Origin of the sequence: Kibdelosporangium banguiense (genome assembly GCF_017876405.1) — a bacterium.
In the GTDB taxonomy this organism is placed as follows: domain Bacteria; phylum Actinomycetota; class Actinomycetes; order Mycobacteriales; family Pseudonocardiaceae; genus Kibdelosporangium; species Kibdelosporangium banguiense.
On sequence record NZ_JAGINW010000001.1, the window covers coordinates 908,539 to 931,258 of the forward strand.

Annotated in this window: 18 protein-coding genes and 1 pseudogene; 13 read left to right on the forward strand and 6 right to left on the reverse strand. The window is 66.3% G+C overall.

Features of this window, described 5'->3' with window-relative positions:
* The first annotated feature begins 17 nt into the window (after nt 1–17).
* The 7 genes from JOF56_RS04325 to JOF56_RS04355 all read left to right on the forward strand — a co-directional run bounded on the left by JOF56_RS04325 (nt 18) and on the right by JOF56_RS04355 (nt 10,231).
* Entirely contained in the window at nt 18–2,948 is a 2,931-nt protein-coding gene (locus JOF56_RS04325) for a phage tail protein (RefSeq protein WP_209634713.1), read from the forward strand.
* A 4-nt stretch (nt 2,949–2,952) separates the two neighbouring features.
* Nucleotides 2,953–3,786, forward strand: coding sequence for a hypothetical protein (locus JOF56_RS04330; protein ID WP_209634715.1), 834 nt, complete (start codon nt 2,953–2,955; stop codon nt 3,784–3,786).
* Nucleotides 3,786–6,044 (forward strand): hypothetical protein, encoded by a 2,259-nt coding sequence (locus JOF56_RS04335; protein WP_209634717.1) that lies wholly within the window; start codon nt 3,786–3,788, stop codon nt 6,042–6,044. The genes JOF56_RS04330 and JOF56_RS04335 overlap by 1 nt, the downstream gene beginning before the upstream one ends.
* A gap of 53 nt (nt 6,045–6,097) precedes the next feature.
* A complete protein-coding gene (locus JOF56_RS04340) occupies nt 6,098–6,394 on the forward strand; it encodes a hypothetical protein (protein WP_209634718.1) in 297 nt (98 codons plus the stop codon).
* A 4-nt stretch (nt 6,395–6,398) separates the two neighbouring features.
* A complete protein-coding gene (locus tag JOF56_RS04345) occupies nt 6,399–7,421 on the forward strand; it encodes a LysM peptidoglycan-binding domain-containing protein (RefSeq protein WP_209634720.1) in 1,023 nt (340 codons plus the stop codon).
* 581 nt (nt 7,422–8,002) lie between these two features.
* A complete protein-coding gene (locus tag JOF56_RS59395; protein WP_281065420.1) occupies nt 8,003–8,125 on the forward strand; it encodes a hypothetical protein in 123 nt (40 codons plus the stop codon).
* A gap of 342 nt (nt 8,126–8,467) precedes the next feature.
* Entirely contained in the window at nt 8,468–10,231 is a 1,764-nt protein-coding gene (locus tag JOF56_RS04355) for a recombinase family protein (RefSeq protein ID WP_209634722.1), read from the forward strand.
* On the opposite strand, the gene JOF56_RS04360 is transcribed toward JOF56_RS04355, so the two are convergent.
* Both JOF56_RS04360 and JOF56_RS04365 read right to left on the reverse strand, forming a co-directional pair.
* A complete protein-coding gene (locus tag JOF56_RS04360) occupies nt 10,222–10,659 on the reverse strand; it encodes an OsmC family peroxiredoxin (protein WP_209634723.1) in 438 nt (145 codons plus the stop codon). The genes JOF56_RS04355 and JOF56_RS04360 overlap by 10 nt on opposite strands.
* Nucleotides 10,660–10,661: 2 nt before the next feature.
* Nucleotides 10,662–11,693: a zinc-dependent alcohol dehydrogenase family protein gene (locus JOF56_RS04365; protein ID WP_209634725.1), complete on the reverse strand. Its 1,032-nt coding sequence runs from the start codon at nt 11,691–11,693 to the stop codon at nt 10,662–10,664.
* A gap of 79 nt (nt 11,694–11,772) precedes the next feature.
* Here JOF56_RS04365 and JOF56_RS04370 point away from each other — a divergent pair, with 79 nt between their 5' ends.
* Nucleotides 11,773–12,597, forward strand: coding sequence for a helix-turn-helix domain-containing protein (locus tag JOF56_RS04370; protein WP_209634727.1), 825 nt, complete (start codon nt 11,773–11,775; stop codon nt 12,595–12,597).
* Between the two features lie 132 nt (nt 12,598–12,729).
* Nucleotides 12,730–13,482: an AMP-binding enzyme gene (locus JOF56_RS04375; protein ID WP_209634730.1), complete on the forward strand. Its 753-nt coding sequence runs from the start codon at nt 12,730–12,732 to the stop codon at nt 13,480–13,482.
* On the opposite strand, the gene JOF56_RS04380 is transcribed toward JOF56_RS04375, so the two are convergent.
* Both JOF56_RS04380 and JOF56_RS04385 read right to left on the reverse strand, forming a co-directional pair.
* Nucleotides 13,418–14,164 (reverse strand): hypothetical protein, encoded by a 747-nt coding sequence (locus tag JOF56_RS04380; RefSeq protein WP_209634733.1) that lies wholly within the window; start codon nt 14,162–14,164, stop codon nt 13,418–13,420. The two genes, JOF56_RS04375 and JOF56_RS04380, sit on opposite strands and share 65 nt — an antisense overlap.
* A 44-nt stretch (nt 14,165–14,208) precedes the next feature.
* Nucleotides 14,209–14,712, reverse strand: a complete 504-nt coding sequence (locus JOF56_RS04385; protein WP_209634736.1) for a hypothetical protein — start codon at nt 14,710–14,712, stop codon at nt 14,209–14,211.
* A 24-nt stretch (nt 14,713–14,736) separates the two neighbouring features.
* On the opposite strand from JOF56_RS04385, the gene JOF56_RS04390 reads away from it, so the two are divergent.
* The 4 genes and pseudogenes from JOF56_RS04390 to JOF56_RS04405 all read left to right on the forward strand — a co-directional run bounded on the left by JOF56_RS04390 (nt 14,737) and on the right by JOF56_RS04405 (nt 20,248).
* Entirely contained in the window at nt 14,737–15,177 is a 441-nt protein-coding gene (locus JOF56_RS04390; RefSeq protein WP_209634739.1) for a hypothetical protein, read from the forward strand.
* A gap of 93 nt (nt 15,178–15,270) precedes the next feature.
* A pseudogene (locus tag JOF56_RS59980) lies at nt 15,271–16,609 on the forward strand (IS1380 family transposase); the annotation flags it as partial.
* A gap of 730 nt (nt 16,610–17,339) precedes the next feature.
* Entirely contained in the window at nt 17,340–17,969 is a 630-nt protein-coding gene (locus JOF56_RS04400) for a hypothetical protein (protein ID WP_209634743.1), read from the forward strand.
* Between the two features lie 17 nt (nt 17,970–17,986).
* Nucleotides 17,987–20,248, forward strand: a complete 2,262-nt coding sequence (locus tag JOF56_RS04405; RefSeq protein ID WP_209634746.1) for a type I restriction-modification system subunit M/S — start codon at nt 17,987–17,989, stop codon at nt 20,246–20,248.
* Between the two features lie 315 nt (nt 20,249–20,563).
* Here the strand turns inward: JOF56_RS04405 and JOF56_RS57645 are convergent, their stop codons facing one another.
* Together JOF56_RS57645 and JOF56_RS04415 are read right to left on the reverse strand one after the other, a co-directional pair.
* Entirely contained in the window at nt 20,564–20,740 is a 177-nt protein-coding gene (locus tag JOF56_RS57645; RefSeq protein WP_245378140.1) for a helix-turn-helix domain-containing protein, read from the reverse strand.
* Nucleotides 20,741–21,044: 304 nt separating this feature from the next.
* Nucleotides 21,045–22,286 (reverse strand): recombinase family protein, encoded by a 1,242-nt coding sequence (locus tag JOF56_RS04415; protein ID WP_307854915.1) that lies wholly within the window; start codon nt 22,284–22,286, stop codon nt 21,045–21,047.
* Nucleotides 22,287–22,720 lie beyond the last annotated feature (434 nt).

Consider the following 22,720-nt stretch of genomic DNA (forward strand, 5'->3'; position numbering starts at 1 on the left):
AATAAAGGTTTACACGGATGGTGGTCGCCATCACCACCACCGTCGGTCACGCGTACTTGAAGATCATGCCGAGCCTGCAAGGGCTTGGCCGTCATCTACGTGACCAGATCCGCGACTCCGAACGCACGGCGCCCGCGATCTCGTTGACTGCGCAGGTCCAGACCGCGCTGCTGCGTGAGCAGTTGCGGGTGGCGGCGCGGGAGGGTGACCAGACCGCGATCCGGCTGTTGGCCGAGTTGGACGCGATTCCTGCGGAAACCCAGTTTCAGCGGCTGTTGCGGCGCCTGTCTGGCAAGTCGGTGGACGTCAAGGTCAACGCTGACCGCTCGGCGTTCTCCCAGATCGCGGGCGTGCTCGGCGCGGTGTCGGGTGCGACCGGTACGGCCGCGCTCGGGTTTACCCGCATGGCGGCCACGGTGGGCGCCGCGACGCTGAAGTACGCGGTCTTGGCCGCCGGTATCGGGCAGGCCGTCGCAGCGTTGAGTGCGGTCGGCAGTGCGGCGGTCACCGCGTCTGGGTCGCTGTTGCTGATCCCTGCTGCGGGCATCGCGGCGGCCGTGGCGATCAACACAGCGAAACTCGGCATGCGGGGCTTCTCCGAGGCCCTCAAGGAATCAGACCCGGCGAAGTTCGCCGAAGCCATCGGGAAACTCGCGCCCGCAGCGCGAGACACCGCGCTCGCGGTGCGCTCGCTGGCGCCTGCCTGGAGCGAGCTGCGGCTGGATGTGCAGCAGCGGCTGTTCGCTGGTCTGGGCACGCAAGTCCGGGACCTCGGCGCGCTCTACCTGCCGGTGTTGCGCACCGGGCTGGGCGAGATGGCCGAGAGCCTCAACGCCGGTGCCCAAGGGTTTGGGGCGTTCGCCCGCGAATCCCAGACCGTCGCGGACCTGCGGACCATTCTGGACAATTCTGCGACTTCGATGGGCTCGCTGTCCCAAGCGGTCCAGCCCTTCCTGCGCGCGTTACGGGACATCGCGGCCGTCGGGTCAGGGTTCCTGCCCGGGTTCGCCGCCAGCATCGGCGAAAGCGCGCAGCGGTTCGCCGCGTTCATCGCCCACGCGCGGGAAACCGGGCAACTGAAGGAATGGATCTCCCAAGGGCTCTCAGCGCTGGGCGAGCTGTTCACGATCCTGGGCAACCTCGCCCGGATCGTCACGACCGTGTTCGCCGCCGCCGACGCCGGCGGCGCGTCCCTGCTGTCCACGCTCAGCGCGGTCACCGGAAGCGTCCTGGCGTTCCTGCGGTCCGCCGAGGGGCTGGGCGCGCTCCAGCAGATCTTCGGCGGGCTGCGGGCGATCGGCGAAGGCCTGCGCCCGGTCTTCGCCGAGCTCGGGCCGCTGCTGGTCAACTCGATCGCTCCGGCGATCGCCCAGCTCGGCCCGATGCTCGGCCAGGCGCTGGGATCGCTGGCGCCCGCCATCGCCCCGTTGGGGCAGATCATCGCCGCCCTGGCCCCGGTCCTCGGCTCGGTGGCGCAAGGATTCGCGGCTGTTCTCGTGCCCGCGGTGCAAGCGCTGGCGCCCATCGTGCAGGCGTTGGCGCCCGCGCTGTCGGAGGTTGCCGGGCTACTTGGTGGCGCGATCGGCGAGGCGATCCGCGCCGTGGCCCCGGCGTTGCAGGAACTGGCGAAGGCTGCCGCGCCGCTGATTGTCCAGTTTGGTCAGTTGCTGGCCGAGGCGTTCCGCACGGTCGGCCCGATCTTGGCGCAGTTGCTGACCGCGCTGACACCGATCATCACCCAACTGGGCGGGGCCTTTCTGCAAGCCCTCTCGGCCGTGCTGCCGGTCCTCGGCCAGTTGGCGCAGGTGTTCAGTCAGGTGTTCCTGGCCGCGCTACAGCCCTTGTTGCCGGTCCTGCCGGTGATCGTCCAGGTGATCACCCAGCTGGCTGGGGTGGTCTCCCAGGCGCTCTCGGCTGCCGCGCCGGTCCTCGCGCAGGTCGGCGCCCTGCTGGGGCAGATCCTGGCGCAGGCGATCACCAGCCTGGTCCCGATCATCCCGCCCCTGGCGGAAGCGTTCCTGTCCGTGGTGGCGGCGTTGTTGCCGTTGTTGCCGCCGCTGCTGGAACTGATCTCCACGCTGCTGCCCCCGTTGACGGGGCTGGTTGTGGCGTTGGCCCCGGTGATCACAGGCGTGGCGGGCACGTTCGCGTCGCTGGTGACGGCGGTCGCGCCGTTCATCATCCAGTTGGCAGAGTTCCTGATCCCGATCATCGGTGACCTGCTGACCGTGGTCACCGACGTGTTCACCGGTATCGGCAAGATCATCGGCGGCGCCATGCAGGCGATCAAAGGCGTCATCGACATCGTCATGGGCGTGATCTCCGGCGACTGGTCACGCGTCTGGACCGGAATCAAGGACTTCGTGTCCGGGATCTTCGGCGGCATCCTCCAAGGAGCCGCCGACGCCATCGGCGGCCTGGTCGGGTTCTTCGCCGGTATCCCGGGAAGGATCCTGGGTGCCCTCGGTGATCTCGGCTCGCTGTTGCTGGAAGCCGGAAAGAACATCATCCGGGGCCTGGTCGACGGCATCACCGCCGGGTTCCGCTGGGTGCGAGACAAGCTCGGCGAGCTGACCGACTGGATCACCGACTGGAAAGGCCCACCCGCCCGCGACCGCGTCCTGCTGGCCCCCAACGGCCGGTTGATCATGCGCGGTCTGCTCACGGGTCTGCGGGACGAGGAACCCGCGATCCGCGACTACCTGACCAACCTCACCACCACCCTGCCAGACACCGCCCAGCCCGCCACCAGTTCCGGCTTCGGCACCACCGGGCCGCAACCAGGCACGCCAGGCGCGATCACGGGTCCGGGAACCGATCCGGCCCTGCTGGCCGACGCGGTCACCGCCGGGGTCCTGGCCGCGTTGGACGGCGCCCGCCTGCAGGTTGACGGCGCCGGAGTGGCCCGGCTGGTCAACACCGTCAACGCCCGCAACGCCCGAAGGTGAGGTGATGTCTGTGTCAGTGTTCTGGCTCGGCCCCATCGGGGCGTTGCGGGCCTTGCCCTCCCCATCCCTGGGTGCCGGACCGGAAGCCACCAGCACCCGGTTCGGCACCGTCCACCGCTCGCTGTCGGGGCGACCGACGGTGGATCGGCTGGGGATCAAACGGACCTGGTCATTGACCTGGCCCTACCTCGATCCGGACACCCACGCCTACCTCGATGCCCTGCACCTCGGGTTGATCACCGGTCCGGTGTGGCTGGTCGACCCGCAACGGGTCAACCAGTTGGGCGTCCAGGCTGCCTCGGCGGGGTCGGCGCACCACAGCACCGACGGGTTCACTGCCACTGCCGGAACCCTGGCCTGGTCGCCCAGTATCCGGGCAGGTGCTCCGGTGGATGGCGGGATCTCCTGGAGCGTGCCCGCTGAAGGTGGACGGTTGGAAGCGAGTGGGCATGTCCCCGTGCCTGATCTGTTGCCGGTCACGTTCTCGGTGTTCGTGGCCGGTGCGCGGCCGGTCCGGCTGACCGTCACCACCCAGAATCCCAGCGGCATCCCCGTGTCCGTCATAGACAGTCCGCCGATCCTGCCCGGCACGGCGGGAACTCGGGCCAGTCTGGTGGTGACGCCGGCATCTGGGGTGGCCGCGTGTCGCGTCGCGATCACCGCGCCAGCCGACACGTCCACCGTGATCACCACGGGCGCGTGGCAGATCCAGCCCGGAAGCATGCCGTCCCCGTGGCGGCCGGGCGGCGGGACCGCCGTGGTGATCGTGGAATCCCTGCGCGTCGCTTATCCCGTGCCTGGCTCGTATGCCACCACCGCGACCCTGCTGGAGGTCTAATGCAGGCCCCCGACGATCTCGACCTGGCCGCCGCCGTCGAGGCGCCCGAACGCGCACCGCGAGTGCGGTTGCTGGCTGACTGGGACCGTGACCAGTCCTTCGACCACCCCCTCACTGACCTGTCCACTGTGGTGGATGAGATCAGTGTCGAACGCGCGTTGACCGGGGACCTCCCGCCAGAGACCACGCTGATCGAGGGCTACGCCACCGCGAAACTCACCGCCCGCGTCTCCGGACACCGCCCGGACGACCCGCGCGACGTCGCCCGCATGCTCTCGCCGATCCGGGCCGACAGCCCGCTGTTCGGCAAACCCATCGTGGACGTCCCGGTCCGCTGTGACCTCGGGCTCACCACGCCAGCCGGGGAACGGATGCTGCGGCAGTTCACCGGCACCGTCCGGCGCCTGGACGTCACCTCGGCGACCCGCACCGTGGAGCTGGAAGCACTCGACCCGGCCGAACAGCTGCGCGCCCCGGTCACGTTGCCGTTGTACGCCGAACGCGTCGATACCTACTACAGCTACACGACCAGATATCACGCCTATACCAACACCCAATGGCTCGTGGACTTTTGCTTGCGGCGCAACGGCATCTACTTCAGCCCGCCACCACGCCCGACCACGATCTGGGCTGTGACAGGACACGGTTCACTCGCCCCCGACATCGGCAACAACGCCCAGTTGGCGGCCGAGTCGTTCGTCGCGCCCGACACCCCGTTGTTTGTTCCCGGCCGCTACGGGCTGGCCGCCAACGGCGGACCGGACCTCTACGCGGAGGCCACCTACAACTCTGCCGTGTCCGGCTACGACATGCGCACCCCGCACACGCTCGAACTCCTGGTCAAAGCCGGTGGCAGCAACACCTTTCATGCGCGCTCGAATGGAAGCCTGCTCACCGTAAGGTCCCGGTTCGCCACCGGAGCCGGGCACTCGGTCGAGATCGCCATCAGCCCCACCGGGCAACTCCTGGGCCGGATCTACACCACCACCAGCGTGCAAGGCTCCTTTAGCGGCCCGAGCATCACCGGTCCCGCCGCGTGGCATTCGGTCGGGTTGTGGCTGTGGGTCAACCAGCAGAGCCGGATCATCACCTACGCCTGGCAACTCGACGGCGTCACCACACCGATCCAGACCGCACAAGGCAACGCGCTGGTCAGCTTCGACGCCAATCCCCGCGCCGAAGTCAAAGTCGCACTGTCGCTTCCCGTGCAGTGCCTGCAGATCAGCACCGGGCCACCCACCGGCCCGCCCGCGAACTGGGGCGCCGTGCACACATCCCAGGCCGACCTGGACACCGGCCTGAACTGGCTGACCGGCCTGCCCGACGTGCACAACGCCGACTCCTGGGACATCATCCGGCAAGCCGTCGCCGCCGAATACGGCCTGGTCGGGTTCAACGAGATCGGTCGGTTCTTCTTCCGCACCAGGACATCCGCACAAACAGCGACGGATACCGCTGCTGTCGGGCGCACGCTCACCGCTGCGGTCTCACTGGCCGACCTGCGGGTGTCGACCAGTATCGACAGTGTCCGCAACCAGATCACCGCCGCGATCACTCCGCGCCTGGAGGTCAGCAGCCCCGTCACCGTGTGGCAGACCACCGCCCCCGACGAATACATCGTCGCGGAGAACACCACCGTCAGGGTCCTGGTCACGATGCCGCACCGGGTCAAAACCTCCTACGCCACCCTGACCAATGTGCCCATCGCGAACTGGACCGACACCGCACCAGCCAGCGGGTTCTGCCCCATTTCCACCGCCGGGTCCTACATCCCATCCGGCGTGTTCATCACCGTGGAACACGAAGACGACGAATACAGCTTCTACCTGCGTATCCGCAACACCAGCACCCTCCCCATCATGTTCGCGACCGGTACCCGACCCGCGCTGCGCGTCGCGGGCATCGACAGCATCGAGATCCCACCGATCCAACACTCCCGCACCAACCCGGCCTCGGCCACAACCTGGGGCAGCCGTGTGCTGACGTTGCCGGACAACCCATTCCGGCAACGCATCGACACCGCCGACACCGTCTCCGCGCTGCTGCTGGCCGACCTCGCCAACCCCGTCCCGGTACTCGACGACATCCCCGTCACCGGCGACCCCCGCACCCAACTCGCCGACCTAGTCACCCTGCACGACCCCGACGGCCTCGGCGGACCCATCCAAGGCTCCGTCATCGGCATCCGACGCACCTTGTCTGACACCAGCGGCCTGGCCGACACCCTCACCATCCGCGCCCGCCGCCTGTCCGGGTGACGTCTCGATTCTCGCGGTCCCATCGAGCGAATCGTGAGGAGGTGACTCCCTGCATGGACGTGACCGGATTCGGGATTCTCGGAACACTGGTCGTGGTCATCGGCTACCTGCTCATCGCCAACCACCGCGACCGCACCACCTACCAGCGCGCAATGCGGCAACGCGACAACGAGCACGCCGCCGAACTCACCGCCCTCCGCAAGGCACACAAGGAAGATCTCACCAGCCTGCGCACTCGACTGTCCACACTGGAAGACCGTTTGGCAGAGCTGGAAACCGAGCTCGACCACGAGCGCGACCTACGCCGCGCAGCCCAAGACGACGCGGCAGCAGCCCGCCGCCGCCTCTAACCCCATGCACGCCCCGACCGGCCCGGCGCCATCACGCCGTGACCGGTCCTCGGCATGCCCAAGAAAGGACAAGACCCTGACCGACTACGGCATCGACGTATCCCACTGGAACCGCGTCAACGACTGGAACGCGGTACGCGGCAACAACATCACCTACGCATCCATCAAGCTCACTGAGTCCACGATCATGGTCGACCCGGCGGCCGGCGGCCACATCGCCGGAGCACGCGCAGCGGGCATCCGGCCTGGCGGTTACCACTTTGCCCGCAATCTCGATGTGGACGCGCAGGCCGACCGGTTCACCGACAACCTCAAGCGTCACGGCCTGCTCGACGCCGGGTCACTGGCGCCGATGCTCGACATGGAAGCCGCGGAACTACGCGGCAACGCCGACGCGTTCGTGCGCGCGTTCATCCGCCGCTACCGCATCGCCACGGGACAGTCCAAGATCCTCGTCTACGCCAACCTCGACTGGTACCGCAATGTCCTTCACCCCGACCAGTGGGCCGACGACAACGTGTACCTCTGGATCGCCCGCTACAACGGCGACCCCGGCAACCCCGGATGGACACACCCCCGCCTCGCGCTGCACCAGCACACCAGCACCGGCCGCGTGCCTGGCATCCCCGGCAATGTCGACCGCAACGCCACCATCGGCACCTACACCCTCGACACACTCACCCTCGGCGGAACCAACGCACCACCACCCCCGCCCGCACCGGGCGGCGACACCTACACCGTCGTAGCCGGTGACACCCTGTCCGGCATCGCGCAGAGGTTCGGCACCACCTGGCAGGAATTGCAGCGCATCAACGGCATCCCCGACGCCAACCGCATCTTCCCCGGCCAGGTCCTCAAGATCCGAGGCGACGCGCCACCAGCTGCCCGGACCTACACCGTCGTGCGTGGCGACACCCTCTCCGGCATCGCCGCTCGACACGGCACCACCTGGCGCATCCTCCAGCAGATCAACAACATCCCCAATGCCAACAAGATCTTTCCTGGACAAGTCCTGCACCTGCCCTAGCTGCGGGCCTCTCTGACCCAACCATAGAACACAAAGTTGCAACTTTGTTGCCAGCTTTTTTGAAGAGGCCCAGTGCCCCGAGACGCCCCTATCGCAACCACACCGGCCGTCGCACCTGTCACGGCCGTGAATACGAGCTGAAGCCACAGCGGGAAATCAAAGCCAGCGAGCACCTGCGACCAAGCAGAGACACTCGCACACACCACACCCGCCACCACGGCCGGTCTCGTCGAGCGTCGCGCCACACGCCCAGTATCGCCACCGCACACCGCATTGGCCACTCATGCCCGCGACCGACCCCGCCGCTGCACAGGCGGCGCTGTGGTTCTACGCCCTAGTGCTCGTCGGCTGGCTCGCCAGCGCCGGCGCGAGGGCCTTCGTCCGGCTCTACACCTACCTCGACGCGCTCCCACCCAGGAAGAAGACCTACACCATGACCACACCCCGTCCCCGACCACTGCGCACCGCCGCCTCCATCATCGGCGGCCTCACCGCACTGGTGTCCGGCCTCGCCGGTTCCGGGCCTGCTCACCGGCGGCCAGGGCGACGCCATCACCGGCATCATCACGGCCGTCTTAGCCTTGCTCGCCTCCTTCGGCATCGTCGTCAGCACCGAGCCGAAAGTCACCCCGGTCATTGACCCCCACGACCGCGAGGGCCACACCCTCACCGCAGCCTCGGCCGCCGACCACAACACCAACTGACCGGCCTCTGCGTCGGATCGTTCGGAGGAGGCCCGACCCTGCCCACCAACTCGGCTGGACGCAACACCCGACACGTCATCGTGGACCACATCGAAACCCAGCCGCTCACCGCCCAACAACACGCCCAGGCCATCACGACCATCGCCACACTCATTTCGAAATGGGACGAACACCGACACAACCAACAGCACAAAGACCGAGAGGAATAGTATCCAGAGGTTGCTAGAATGAGCCCATGACCCTATTCCAAACTCCCCGGGTTCAATGGTGCGCACATTCCGCGCCACTGAACCCGGGGTTACAACCTGGGGGCTAAATTTGGCAAGTCGTGTCAGAAAGAAGATGGTAAAGGCAGCGGCGCCTCTTGATCCGGTCGACGAAATCCGTGTCGGGATCTACGTCCGCCGCTCCACCGATGAAGAAAACCAGCCCTACTCGCTCGAAATGCAGGAAACCCGCCTCGAAGCCTACGTAGGCTCACAGGAACGCTGGCGCATTGTCAAACGGTTTGAGGACAATGCGTCCGGCGCCACGGTCGACAAGAGAACCGGCCTGCAACGAGCGATGAAGGCAGCCCGCGCGGGCCTCATCGATGTGCTGCTTGTCTACAAGGTCGACCGGTTCTCCCGCAACCTGCGCGACGCTGTCACCCTCCTGGACGAGCTGGACTCCGTCGGCGTGGTGTTCCGGTCGGCGACCGAGCCATTCGACACCGCAACCCCCATGGGCCGCATGCTGCTGCAAATGCTCAGCATGTTCGCCCAGTTCGAGCGAGACCTCATCGTCGAACGTGTTCTCGGCGGCATGATGAAGGCTGCGGAGAAGGGACGATGGAAAGGCGGAAAGCGCCCCTTCGGGTACCTGGTCGACAAGTCGACGCAGAAGCTTGTGCCTCACGACAACGAAGCGGTGGTCGTTCAGCTCATGTTCGACCTCTACACCCGAGATCGGCTCGGCGCGAAAGCAATCGCCTACATCCTCAACGAACGCGGCTACCGCAACACCGCCGGAGGAATCTGGTACGGCGAACAGATCCTCCGCAAACTCTGCAACCGCGTCTACATCGGTGAAAATGAGTTCCGTGGCATCCTCGTCGAGGACGCCCATCCGGCAATCGTCAGACTCGACGTGTTCGAGGAAGCCCAGCGCATCCTGGAACAACGCGGCGAAAGCTACGCCCACCGCGCCGCCAGTGACTCGGACTACATCGCCACCGGGCTCATGCAATGCCCGAACTGTGGCAAGGCCATGCTGGGCACTCGCGCCACCGGCAAGACCAAGACGTACCGGTACTACACCTGCTTCACCAGAGCCCGGCACGGCGTCGACAAGTGCTCCTACCCACGCCTCAACGCCGACTCCCTGGACCAGGCCGTTCTCGACGCCGTGGTCAGCTTCTACCAAAGCCAATACCGGCTGATCACCGAGGCAGTGAAAGCCGCCCAGGCACAGTACGACTGCGACAACGACACCAAGACAGCCGAACTCGCCGCCGTCCAGGCCGACCTGTTCAAGACCCAAGCCGCCATTGACCGCTACCTCGACGCGTTCGAGAACGGCAAGCTCGACGAGGACCAGCTAGCCGGACGGGTCAACAAGCTCAACGAACGCCACAAACAGCTCCGCTGGCGAAGAGACCACCTACGCGACGAACTGGACAACCAGCCCGTCATGCCAGACCGGTCCACTCTGGACGAGGTCCACAGCCACATCAACAGCATCTTCAGAGCAGGCAACAACAACCAACGCAAGGCCGTCATCGAGACCCTGGTAGCAGGCATCAAGATCCTCGCGCCAGACAGGATCGTTCCCGTCTTCCGTATCCCTCAGCCCGACCATGAAGAAGGGGCCGAACCCGGCATAGCCGAGTCCAGCCCCAGTGTTCGCACAATGACTACTTTGGTGGAGCTGAGGGGATTCGAACCCCTGCCCCCACACTGCCAGTCAGGTCCAAAAAGGACTCTTATCAGCAGAAACCGGGACACCCCAGCACAACCCGGTTCCGTTCACCACCGTTGGATGCAGTTTGGACGCCGTTCGGCGCGTGTCGGTGCTCCAGGTTTGCTCCACCACAACGGGTGTCCGATCCTCCAGGCTCAGGGGTAGCGCCGCGCCGTCACCCTGATCTCTGCCACACCCGTCAGGGCGCGGGAGACCGCGCAGCCTGCCTCGGCCGCCTCGGCGTGCTTCTGGAGGGCGTCCGCGTCGACGCTGTCCACGTCAACCATGGTGTCGAGCTCGACGAGGTCTATGGTCGGCGCCCCGTCGACGGGGCGCAGACGCACGCGGGCGCTGGTGGCGACGCTGCGGGGAACGCGGCCAGCCTGCGTCAGCACGTGCGTCAGCGACATCGAGAAACAGCCGGCGTGTGCGGCGGCGAGCAGTTCCTCGGGGTTCGTGCTGCCCACGGCGTCGTCGGTGAAGCGGGAGCGGAAGCTGTAGCCGGCTTCCCAACGCTGGGGATCGACGACCACCCGACCGCTCCCGTCCTGCAGGTCGCCGGTCCAGATCGCGCTCCCGGTGCGTGCTGCCATCGCTATCTCCTTCCGTTGTCGTGCGTCGGTTCGAGAGTGATGACGACCTTCCCAAGGGCGGTACCACCGAGGTAGTGGCGGAACGCCTCGGGTGCGTCGTGGAAGGGAAAGACCCGGCCGACGACCGGCCAGATCCGGTGGGTGCTCACCGCTGTCACGAGCGCGACGAGCTGGGCCCGGCTGCCGACCGCGACCGGCCGGAGCGTCGCGCCCGCAGTGAAGACCGCATACGGGTCGAGCGACGCAGCCCGGCGCCCGCCGACGAAGCCGACCACCGCGATCTCCCCGCCGAGCGCGACGGCGGCCAGCGAGGACTCCAGGGTGCCCGCTACCTCGACGACGAGATCGGCCCCGCGCCCGCCGGTGGCCGCGCGGACCGCGGCCGGCCAATCTGTCGTCTCGCGGTAGTTCAGCACCATGTCCGCCCCGAGCTCGCGCAGCAGGCTCACCCGTGCGTCGTTTCCGGTCGTGGCGATCACCCGCGCGCCTAACGCCGTTGCCAGCTGGACAGCGAACAGCGACACCCCGCCCGTCCCGAGGGTCAGCACGGTGTCCCCAGGACGTATCCCGCGTCCGCCGGTGAGCGCGTTCCACGCGGTGAGGCCGGCGACCGGCAGGGTGGCCGCCTCGGCGTCGGTCAGGTCATCCGGGATCTCGACGAGCGCGGTGGCGGGCACCACGACGTGCTCGGCGAGCATCCCGTCGAGCGAGCCACCGATCTGGTCGATGACGTCGAGGGAGAACGGCCCGTCCTGCCAGCGCGGGAACGCCGCGACGACGACCCGTGCCCCCACCGGGGGACCGGCGACGTCCGGTCCGGTCGCGCGGACGACGCCGACGCCCTCGGCGAGCGGGATCCCGCCGTCCCGGACCGGGAGCACGTACCTGCCTTCCAGGATCATCGCCTCGCGGTAGCTGAGCGAGGCCGCCCGCACCTCGACGAGGACCTCGCCGGGCCCGGGAACGGGGAGTTCGGAGACGTCGAGGTGGAGGCCGTCGAGGCCGGCACTCGCGTCGAGCCGGTAACTGCGCATGAACCGACCTTCGCCCTCCGCAGGTGCTCCTGCCCATTACCTCTTGGGTGCAGCGCCGCCTGAGCCATACGCTGGCTCCATGGGAGCTGGCGTGGGTGAGGTGCTCCGGTTTTGGCGGCAACGCCGTGGCATGAGCCAGCTGAAACTCGCCACCGCGACCGGCGTCTCCACCAAGCACCTCAGCTTCGTGGAGAACGGACGGGCCCGTCCCAGCCGGCAACTGCTCGTGCATCTCGCCGACGCACTGGAAATGCCCCTGCGTGAGCGCGATCGGCTGCTGCTCGCGGGCGGCTACGCGCCGCCACAGGGCGGGACCGGCTCCCGAGACCGGGCGATGCGCCCGCTGCGGCAGGCGCTCGACACGCTGCTCGCCGCGCACGACCCGCACCCGGCGATCGTGGTCGACGCCCGCTGGGATCTCGTGGTGGCCAACGCCGCCGCCGAGTTGTTGTGGGACGGCGTCGATCCCGGACTGCTGACGTCGCCGGTCAACATTCTGCGGCTGTCCACGCACCCCCAGGGCCTGCCACGGATCTCCACCGCCACGCCAGCGTGCAGCCGGTCGCTGATCACCCGGTTGCGCCGGAAGGCCGACGAGGACGCCGACGACACGCTCCTCGACCTCGTGCTCGAGGCCGAAGGACACCTCGCCGACGCGTCCGGCCAGCCGCCCCGGTGGACCGGCGACGGCGTCATGGCCAGCTTCGAGCTCAAAACCCGCCTCGGCATGGTCAGTCTGCACACCGTCATCGCCACACTCGGCGCCCCGCTGGACGTCGGCGCGTCCGATCTCGCCCTGGAAACCTTCCTCCCTGCCAACGAAGACAGCGCGGCCTTGCTCCGCGAGCTGGCGGTCACCCGCCCCGGCCCGCAGCATGACTCTGCTCCGACAAGACCGGAGTAGAGCCAATGCTGCCGTCTCAGACGCGGGCGATCCGGGCCGTCAGCCCCACCTGAGCCTTGTGGGGCTTGCCATTCGCGTGCGGCAGCGGAGCGATGCCCCGTAGCATCTGGTGGGTTGACGCCTTTTCATCGCTTGGAGAGATCTGGTACGGGCTATGACGATGTCGAGGCGGAACTTCGCAGGCATCCGAAGGTGCGGGAGTGCGTGGTCACCAGGATCCATACCGGACCGCGGAAGAACACGCTCGTCGCGTACGTTGTCACCACCGGCCGAACCGATCCAGCGGAGATCCGGGCGTCCCTGTCCGCGCCCCGGCTGCGACCCAACCGCATCCCACAGGCCGTGATACCGGTGGACTCCTTGCCCCGCACCAGTTCTGGTGAGGTGGACCGCAAAGGTCTTCCGCTCCCGGTGCTGCCGGGAAAGGCGGCTGGCGGCAAGCAGCCGCTGTCCGACGCCGGCGATGGGCCACTCGGGGTGGGCATGCTGGTCCTGGCGGTGATCATCGCAGCGGTGGCATTCCTGACGACCGACACCTTATGGCCGGGTTCCACTGATCTGTCGGTGGTGCCCCAGCCGTGGGCCGGGCTGTTCATCGGGCTCTACGCGGCCGAATGGCTGTCCTTCGGCGTGGGAATCACTTTCCTGTTCCTCGGCCGCAGGCGGTTGCTCCGGATGGGGCGGCCGCGATGGCTGGCCACGCTCGCCCACCTGTCGGTGGTCTGGCTGCTGGCCGCCTGGTGGCCGCAGGACAACTTCTACCGGCTCGCCGCCAAGACCGACTGGGAGCGTCAGGCCGCTCTCGTCTACGGGTTCAACATCACGTTGATGATCGCCGCGGTCGTGCTCGTCGTCTTCGCGGTCCGCGAGCGGCGCGCAGACTGACCTCCAGATCGCCGAACATGTCGCCAAGGGCCGCGTTCGCACTGCGGACGATCGTCTTCGCCTCCTCAAGGGTCCGCCTGGTACGGGCCGCGATCGCCACGCCCAGATAAGGGACGGGATCGAATGCCGCTGTCGGGATGGTGACCAGCAGGGTCGCACCGAGCACCCGGCACCTCTCGGCAGTACGGGCGACGTGTTCACGCAGAGCCCCCGCCGGCAGCCGTGCACCCAGCGGCAACCGGTCGAACGTGCGGACGAAGTGACGTCCTCCGCGCAGGCGATCAAGAGCAGCCTGAAGATGGAACGCGACAGCCGGCCCGGTGAGCCGCAGGTTGATCTCAACAGGAGCGAGACGGCCTGACCGGTCAGTGACGAAATCAACGTCGTACCAACCCCGATAACCCTCCTGGGCCAAGACCCGGCCCACCGCGACCCCGAACCCGACAGCCGTGCCGGTGAGCGGCTCGGGCAGGACATCGAGGCCGACAGTGACTCCGCGGTAGCTGGTTTCGTCGACATCCATCAGCCCGACACCGACCGGATGAACCTCGCCATCGGAGCCGATGACGGCGTCGAAGGTGGGATTGCGGTACGAGCCTGATCCCTCGACGTATTCCTCCAGCAGCACGTCGCCGACCGATCGCCGTGTCAGGGCTCGGAGCCCTTCCGTCTCGGCGGACACGATCAGCGTGCCGGACCCGCCGACGCCGTATTCCCTCTTCAGTACTACCCGCGCCCCTCCGGCCAACTCCCGGGCGAGCGCGCGACGTGAGCCGCCCTGCCGTTGTGCAGGACGACGATTCCCGGGTGATCGGAAGCCAGCGCACGGAACAACGCGTGCGCATGCCTTTTGGACTCATACCGTCTGATGGCCTCCACCACACCGCCGGGTGACGGGGCGATCGGTTCGAACGCCGCCGTCCGACCCCACGGCAGCACGGGCAGTCCCCGGGATGTGAGGCGTTCCAACAGGTCCGGCCGAGCCAGGATCGCCCCGGACACACGGCCGTCACCGGCGATCCCGCTATGTACCTCCACGTCACCCCAGCCGAGTACGGCACTGATGTCCCGGACCCACCAGTCGTCGACCCGTTGGGGAACAACGAGCATCGCGGGCCGCGGACCGCAGAACACGGCCGCGAACAAGCCGACCCGCTGGGTGACCGCCCGGTACTTCGGCAAGTTCAATCCCGCCAGGCAGGACTCGTGGGTGTTCGGTAGCCAGAACACCGGCTACTACCTTCGCAAGTTCGCTTGGACCGTGATCGTCCGGCACCGGATGGTGGCGGAACGGCGTCTCCGGATGATCCGTCCCTGGCCGACTACTGGGCCACGCGGCGTCGCCGCGGCACGCCCCCGGTGGGCAAGACCATGCTGCGCTTGCTGAAGACACAGCAGGGCCGATGCTCGATATGCCGAGGGCTGTTGTTGCACGCCGACCATGAGCCACAAAGCCCACAGGAGTGGGAACAATGGCTTACCGCCACTCGCAAGGCGATCCGCAAACACGCGGTCACCGTGTGGGGTGCTGGCACGCCGGACGAACGTGTCGCAGACCGTCTCGTACACGCCCACTGCCAGCGCCAGTTCACCGGCGACGGCAAGGGCGCAGCACTTCTGTCTGTCTGTCTGTCTGTGAGCCTTTGGGGCTTGCTTGAGCCGGTTGCCTGGAAAGCGGGCACGGCCGGTTCTTAGGGGGCGAGGGCGCGGCAACGCGTCCCGCTACCCGCCGAGATCTTCTTCTCGGCGGTGCAACGCAAAGTCTTGTCTCCCAACGACTTCACCGACCTGACCGAGGTTACCCAGTGGCGGCCGTGGCTGCGTGTCATTGCCGGTGGCGAGTCGTTGATCTCCTCGGCCGGTGGGTCGCTGCTCACGCAGACCGCGCGGGTCACCGGCCTGGAACGGGCACTGGCCGCAGCGCTGAAGCCGTGGCGGTTGCCCAACTCGGTGCATCATCCCGCGAAGATCGTGACCGATCTGGCGGTCACGGTCGCGCTGGGCGGGGACTGCGCCGCGGATATCGCGGTGCTGCGTAGCCAGCCCGGCGTGTTCGGGGCGGTGGCGTCCGATCCGACCGTGTCGCGTGCGATCGACCGGCTGGCCACCGCAGGCCCGGACGGGCTTACCGCGATCCGCACCGCCCGGGCCACGGCGCGAGGGTGGGTCTGGCAGCGCACCGGACCACCGACCCAGCATGGATGGATCGTGCTGGACCCGGACGCCACCCTGATCACCGCCCACTCCGAGAAACAGGACGCAGCGAAAACCTGGAAGAAAACCTTCGGCCACCACCCGCTACTGGTGTTCTGCGATCACGGCGAGGGCGGCACCGGGGAACCCCTCGCGGGCCTGCTGCGCCGCGGGAACGCCGGCTCGAACACCGCCACGGACCACATCACCGTCCTGGATGACGCCCTCGCTCAACTGCCCGCCGGCCTGCGGAAACCTGACGAGGCGGGGCGGGTGAAGATCCTGGTGCGCAGCGACGCCGCCGGCGCCACCCACGCCTTCACCCACCACATCGCCGCTGGCGGGATGGAATTCTCCGTCGGCGCCAATCTGAGCCATTTCGATATCCACTATGTGCTGCGCACCATCCGGAAAAAGACCTGGACACCAGGCCTACAACGCCGAGCGCAACCCCCGCGACGGAGCCTGGGTGGCCGAGGCCACCGGCCTGGTCGACCTGTCGGCCTGGCCCGAGGGAACCCGGCTGATCCTGCGCAAAGAACGCCCACACCCCGGCGCCCAACTGCGGTTCACCGACATCGACGGCAACCGCGTCACCGGATTCCTCACCAACACCGCCCCCGGCGGCCCTTACCGGCAACTGGCCGATCTGGAACTGCGCCACCGCCGCCACGCCCGGGTCGAAGACCGCATCCGCAACGCGAAAGACACCGGCCTGCGCAACCTCCCCTTCCACGACACCGCCCACAACCAGGTCTGGCTGGACATCTGCGCCCTGGCCTCCGACCTGATCGCCTGGACCCAACGCCTCGCGTTGACCGGGCAGCACCGCATCGCCGAACCCAAACACCTGCGGCTACGCATCTTCAGCGTCGCCGCACGCCTGACCCGCACCGGCCGACGACTCACCCTCAAGATCCCCACCGACTGGCCGCCCTCGCGCAGACACAAACGCTGTCCCTGCCCCGACGACCAAGGCCCTGGAGCACCGGCGACACCCGCAACGCCGGAGAAACCCCCTGCCCACACAACAATCCACCACGAATCAAGATCAACAACAGTGGGCAGAGATCACATACTCACAGACGCGAAAGATCGAGGCTAGGTGCCGCTCAACTGTCCTGCTGATCAAACAACGCACCCATAGCCTCCCCGGAAGCGATCCGGCACATCACCCACAGGTCGATGCTGATGATCGCGGTGTCGGTTCGCACGGTCGACTCAGCTACGCGCCGGAACCGCGAGTACTTCACACTTCGACCTGCCCGGTACAGGTGTCGAGGCATTCGGATCTCAATCCGATCGCCCGTCTCGCTGTCACGCGGCCGCGCACGCCAGCCTCCGAGACACCCTCATAGCTCCTTGAGCTGCAATGAATTACCTTGCGGCGAGGTCGGCCAGGCTGACTGGCCAGCCGACCCGCTCTCATGTACCGCAACGTACAGAGTCGAGTTCACAGTTTCGCGTATGCATAAGTACTTGACTGTGAGAGGGCGCCCCACTACCGTTGGGTCAACGCACTTAAACCGTCGGCAACTCTGGATCGAGCGCCGTAAAAGTACAATGCCCCAGGCGGCGTGCATGAGCAGAGGCGAACCTGGGGCCTACTCAAACACCTTATCACGGCTTTGGGCTGCCGTGCTGCGCATTCATGGGGGATCGAGATGACTGCTACCAATGACCCGAACGCTTGGATCCCCAAGGCGCTCTCCGATGCGCGCTTTGGCAAATACCTGGAGGCGTGCGGTGATGACGTGACCGCCGCGTTCCGCTTGTATGTGTGGACTGTCCGCGTCTGCGGGGCGTTCTACCCGTTGTTGCACTTCGCCGAGGTCACCTTGCGTAATGCATCGCACAGCGAACTCGCTCTTCAGTTCGGTCGCGATGACTGGTGGGCAGTGGCTCCGCTCACCGGCAACAGCCAGAACTTGGTCAAGAAGGCCCAGGAAAAGGCCGTCATTCCGGGGTCACCCCCGAGCGCCAACCAGGTCGTGGCGAAGCTGACCCTCGGTTTCTGGGTCTCGCTGGTCAGCGAGACGTATGACCGCGCACTCTGGGTCCCGACCCTGCACCGCGCGTTCCCTCACTACAGGGGACGCCGGGATGGTCTTCACACCGAACTCGAGAACATACGGGATCTTCGCAACCGCGTGATGCATTACGCACCTCTCCGTGGGCGCGACCTGAGCGCTGATCATGCCGCCCTCTACCGGCTGTACAGCTACTTGTCCGCTGACCTGAGCCCGGCGATGCGCGAGATCGATCAGGTCCCGCACGTGCTCTGGCTCCGTTGATCGGTGATGATGCACCCGTGACCGAACGTGGCCAGGGTCTGCCCCTCTCCGGCATCGCGGAACTGGCGGGAGTCGGCGTGAGCGCGGCCAGCAATTGGCGCAAGCGCCACACCGACTTCCCCAGTCCTGTCCTGGTAGCCGGCCAGGAGCTGTTCTCAGCCACCGAGGTCGCGCGCTGGCTTGACCAAAGAAAGATCGCCCGTAACGGACTCCGGTCCGACGAGCCTCCCGGCACCACTTACGGAGACAGGTTCAGACGCAACGGTGGAGCGCCCGCCCCACCTGTGCGGTCGACGACACCTCAGGTGCACCCAGAGGGCCACCCGGACACGCCCGCTCAGCTGTGGCAGATCATGGATCTGCTCCGCGGCGACCTGGACCAGGCGTCGGCGGCCGATTTCGTGATGAGCCTTCTCTATCTCCGCTCCACTTCCCCGGCAGTGTGGCGGGAAGTCACCGCACAAAGGCACTGGGACGACGTGAGCCGGCTGCTGCGTTCCGCGCCGGTAGACGACCTGGGCACTCCCCTGTTGGTCCCAGACGGACGGGGACACCTCGACGGGCGGCAGTGGTTGCAGGTGATTGATCTGTTCGACCAGATCGATCTGGAAGCTGCCGGTCCAGCGACGCTCTTCGACGCGCTGCTCAACAGCTTCCACCGGGATTTCGGACGACGGGGTGGACACTTCACCCCTCGTTCGCTGGTGCACTTCATGATAGAAGTCCTCGACCCCCGTGAATCGAGCACGGTGTACGACCCGGCGTGCGGGTCCGGCGAACTGCTGGTGGCCGCCGCACAACGGGGAGCGGCGTCGGTGTCTGGTCAGGCGCTGAACGAGCGGTCGCAGCGCATGTCGATGTTCAACATCGCCTTGCACGGCGGCAAGGCAGACGTGCGAATCGGTGGTCCTGAGGTGAGGAACGGGGCGTTCACCGACAGCCAGTTCGACATCGTCCTCGCCAATCCACCTTTCAACCTACCGATACCGGACGAGGCCAGAGTGGACTCATGGCTCTTCGGCGTGCCGCCGAGAAGTGACGCCAACTTCGCGTGGCTCCAGCTCGCGGTGATGAGTCTGCAGCCCGGTGGGCGCGCGGGTGTGCTTATGCCGAACGGGGCATCGTTCACCGGTGGAGCGAACGCCCAGATCAGGCGAGCGATGGTCGACGCGGGCGTGATCGCCGGCATCATCGCCTTGCCCGCAGGCCTGTTCGCCAACACCGGGATCTCAGTGTCGCTCTGGCTGCTCCAACGACCTGAATCCGGCGAGCTGAAAAGGGCGGAGATCCTCTTCATCGACGCCACGCCCGGTCGCGGTGAGACCAACAGGGACGGACGCCGTGTCCTGCACCCCCAACTCCAGACCAGGATCGTCCAGACCTACCGTGACTGGCGCGACTTCGGTGGCTTGTGGAAGCACGACGACTCCGGAGGGTTCTGTCGATCAGTCGGCATCGCCGAGATCCAGCAGAAGGACTACAACCTCGAGCCCCAGCGGTACGTGGGCGCGGGAACCACTTCGCCCGCCGCCACAGCGTCAGCCACGTTCGCGTCCCTGCAACGAGAATTGGACGAGCTGACGAGCCGTGCGGACGCGATACGAAGCGACATCAGCATGCGCGTTGCCGCACTACACGACGCGACTTCTGAGAGGAAGCGGAACGCTGCCCTCGGCGACGTATGCGACGTCCAGGCAGGGCCGGGCACTATGGACCGCGAACGTGGCCGCTTCATTGAGACGTGGACACGGTTGGTGTTGCCGCGCAACATCAAACTCGGCTACCTCAGTCATGAGGACCTGGACACCGTGAACCCCGAGACCGCTGCCAGGTTCGCGAAGTACCTGCTCCAGGCAGGAGATGTCGTGTGCGCACGATCAGGGACGCTCGGCCGGCACGGACTGGTCCGGGAGGCAGAGACCGGGTGGCTCCTAGGGCCCAGCTGCATGCGCATGCGCCTACTGCCATCGGTCAATGACGTCGATCCCACGTACCTCGTGCACTACCTGAACTCCCCCGAGACCCAGGGGTGGGTCAAAGGCAACTCCCACGGCACCGCGATCCCGAACATCAGCGCGAGCACCATGCGCAAACTAGTGATTCCGCTGCCGCCGATCGCTGTGCAACGAGAGATCGCTGCCGCAATCGACGCTGTCGACATCCATATCGAGCAGCATCAACGAGCAGTCTCAGCGGCGCTGCGCCTACGAGATGTCGTCTTCCCGCTCACCGGCGCGGTCATAAGTGACTCCATGACCGACCCACGCCAAGCACCGTGATTCACAGGCGTCGCGAAGCTTGCCTTTGTCGATAAGGTTGTCGATCTCCAGCCCGCGTTGTACCCAGCAGTCAGTTTCGGCTGCTACGTAATCAGTTTCTTCGGCAAGTCGCGGCTGGGTCTGGAATCGTCTGCGCAGCACATCCGAGGCACTGACCTCGTTGGGCAGTGTGGCACGGGGCCGGCGTCGATGCTGGGAAGCCCAGCTCGAACGAACACACTGTCAAGTTCATCGCGCCCATGCCCTGGCCGATGCATGGCAGGCCAGGGTGTGGTTGAACTGCGTGGCTCCGGCTTGGTTCGGCGACCGATCCGTTCAAGATCGCGGTCGACCATGTGAGTCGCGGGTGGGGATGCCGCGTTCACAGCGTTTGGTCAGCACTGTGGTGTGGTCGACGTTGAGGTGTGCGCCGACCCGTGCCAGTGACCAGCCAAGCTTGTAGAGGTGGATCGCGTCGTCGACTTCGTCAGGGGAGAGGCCGCGTCGGCGCATCTGCACGCCGTGCCGGTGGAGGATGTTACTGACCGTTCGCCGGTCGATGCCGAACCGGGCACCCAGCTCGTAGGTTGTAGCGCTTGTTAGGTGGCCCTGGATCAGCGCTTGGGTCTGGTCGGTGTCGAGTTGCCGTGCCGGGCCTGGTTTCGGCCGGTCAACGGGCGGTAGAGCGGGTGTCGTGGGGTCGGACAGCTTCCGGAGCAGGGCTTCCAGGGCTTCTACCTGGGGTTTTGTGTTGCAGTAAGTTCCCCAAGGTCCACAGAGGGTTCAATTTTTGGCCCCTGACCTGCGGTTTTGTACGTCAAGTGATCCTCTCGCTTGCGGCATGAGCGGGAGGGTCCTTGCTGGTCGGGGCCTGTTCTTGGGTTGTAGTCCCGTAAGGATGTTTGGGCCCGACAGGCTGGTGTTTAGACGGGCGTTGTCGTCCACAGTTCGTGGTCGGTGATGTGGTCCTCAGCGACGCAGAGTCGCTGGAAGAGTGTGTGGTTGAGTAGTCAGCGGTGCAGGTCTGATAGTCCTGGACCCCGTTACGGGTCCAACTGGGGTTGTGGTCGCCGGTAACGCCTGCGGTCAACGTCGCCAGGGCGACGGTGATCCGCTGTTGGCTGATAGCGGTGTAGTAGCGCTCGACGGCTTTCTCGGCGACGGTGACGTTGATGTACGGAGCCGGGCAGATGCCTTGTTGCCGGTTACGGCAGAAGAAGTAGGTGTATTCGTCGCCGCGACGGGTGACTGTGTGCTGGATGATCATCCGTCCAGTGGTCCCTGTCTGGTGGCAGTGTCCACAGTGCAATATCCCTTTTAGATAGTGGTGGTGTACGCGTCGTCGTTCGGTTGTGGCGGTGCGTGCCTTGAGTACGACTTGGACGCGCTCGAAGAGCACCTGGTCGATGAGTGGCTCGTGGCGGCCGGGGAACTCCTCGCCGCTGTAGGCGACGTAGCCGAGGTAGTAGCGGTCGCGCAGCATCCGGGATAGCTTGCTGACCGATACTCGCTGCGGTGGATATCGCGTGGTCGGCCGAGTGCGTAGCCCTCGCTGGCAGAGCTTGTCCGACAGTTGCTCGATGGTGAGGTTCCCGGCGGCGAACAGTTCGAAGCCGAGCCGTACCAGGGGCGCGCGTTCGGGATCGACGATGACGGTACGGATCTCGCGCCCGTCGGTGCGGTCGATGTGGTTGAGGTAGCCGAGGCGGGCACGGCCGATGGTGCCGCCGTTGCGGGCTTTCTGGCCCATTTTGTAGGCGATGTCGGCGCCGGATTCGCGGGATTGGTACTCGTTGAACGTGGCGAGGATGCCGTGCATTAGTTGGCCGACCGGGGTGTCGTCGACCGACTCGGTGGCTGAGATGAGCGTGACGCCGTGCTGCCGCAGGTCGGCCATGACAATCGCGTCGTCGACCCGGTTACGGGCCAGCCTGGACAGCTTGTACACGATCACATGGTCGATGTCGCCGCTGTTGCGGATGCGGGCGAGCAGTCGCTGAAATGCGGCGCGCTTGGACATCTCCGTCGCCGACCGGCCAGGTTCGACGTACTCCTCCACGATCGCTAACCCGAGTTGATCGGCCTTGCGTCGACAGGCGTCGCGTTGTGCCGGGATTGAGATCCTTCCGGGTCGTAGTCCCGTCCGACCTGCCGTACCGACGACACCCGTAGATGGATCACCGCCCGCCTTGCCAGAGGCGATCCACCGCGGACTGGATCCTTTGCTAGGCGTCACGGACGTGGCAGCACCGCTCATGGCGGCGAGTCGAACAACGCACCATGCTCAGGGCGACTGGAGGCATCCATTCGACACCCAAATTCACTCTATCGGGTGACTTTGGTGCCAGGATCTCGAAGGTGTGCGGGCATATCGGCACGGATCCTCAGAAGTCGATCAAGGGTGGATCATCCAAAACTGGGGGAATGTCGGTGCCGGAACGTAACGTGCTTGCTTGTCGTGGTTACTAGATGAACATAAGGGTCGGCTCGTGG

Bases quoted from the DNA above. Each gene is read 5' to 3' on its own strand.
- JOF56_RS04370 (WP_209634727.1), top strand. From the start codon at position 11,773: ATGGGAGCTGGCGTGGGTGAGGTGCTCCGGTTTTGGCGGCAACGCCGT.
- JOF56_RS04345 (WP_209634720.1), top strand. From the start codon at position 6,399: ATGCACGCCCCGACCGGCCCGGCGCCATCACGCCGTGACCGGTCCTCG.
- JOF56_RS04335 (WP_209634717.1), top strand. From the start codon at position 3,786: ATGCAGGCCCCCGACGATCTCGACCTGGCCGCCGCCGTCGAGGCGCCC.
- JOF56_RS04325 (WP_209634713.1), top strand. From the start codon at position 18: ATGGTGGTCGCCATCACCACCACCGTCGGTCACGCGTACTTGAAGATC.
- JOF56_RS04340 (WP_209634718.1), top strand. From the start codon at position 6,098: ATGGACGTGACCGGATTCGGGATTCTCGGAACACTGGTCGTGGTCATC.
- JOF56_RS04355 (WP_209634722.1), top strand. From the start codon at position 8,468: ATGGTAAAGGCAGCGGCGCCTCTTGATCCGGTCGACGAAATCCGTGTC.
- JOF56_RS04330 (WP_209634715.1), top strand. From the start codon at position 2,953: ATGTCTGTGTCAGTGTTCTGGCTCGGCCCCATCGGGGCGTTGCGGGCC.
- JOF56_RS57645 (WP_245378140.1), bottom strand. From the start codon at position 20,740: ATGCGCCGACGCGGCCTCTCCCCTGACGAAGTCGACGACGCGATCCAC.
- JOF56_RS04400 (WP_209634743.1), top strand. From the start codon at position 17,340: ATGACTGCTACCAATGACCCGAACGCTTGGATCCCCAAGGCGCTCTCC.
- JOF56_RS04365 (WP_209634725.1), bottom strand. From the start codon at position 11,693: ATGCGCAGTTACCGGCTCGACGCGAGTGCCGGCCTCGACGGCCTCCAC.
- JOF56_RS04360 (WP_209634723.1), bottom strand. From the start codon at position 10,659: ATGGCAGCACGCACCGGGAGCGCGATCTGGACCGGCGACCTGCAGGAC.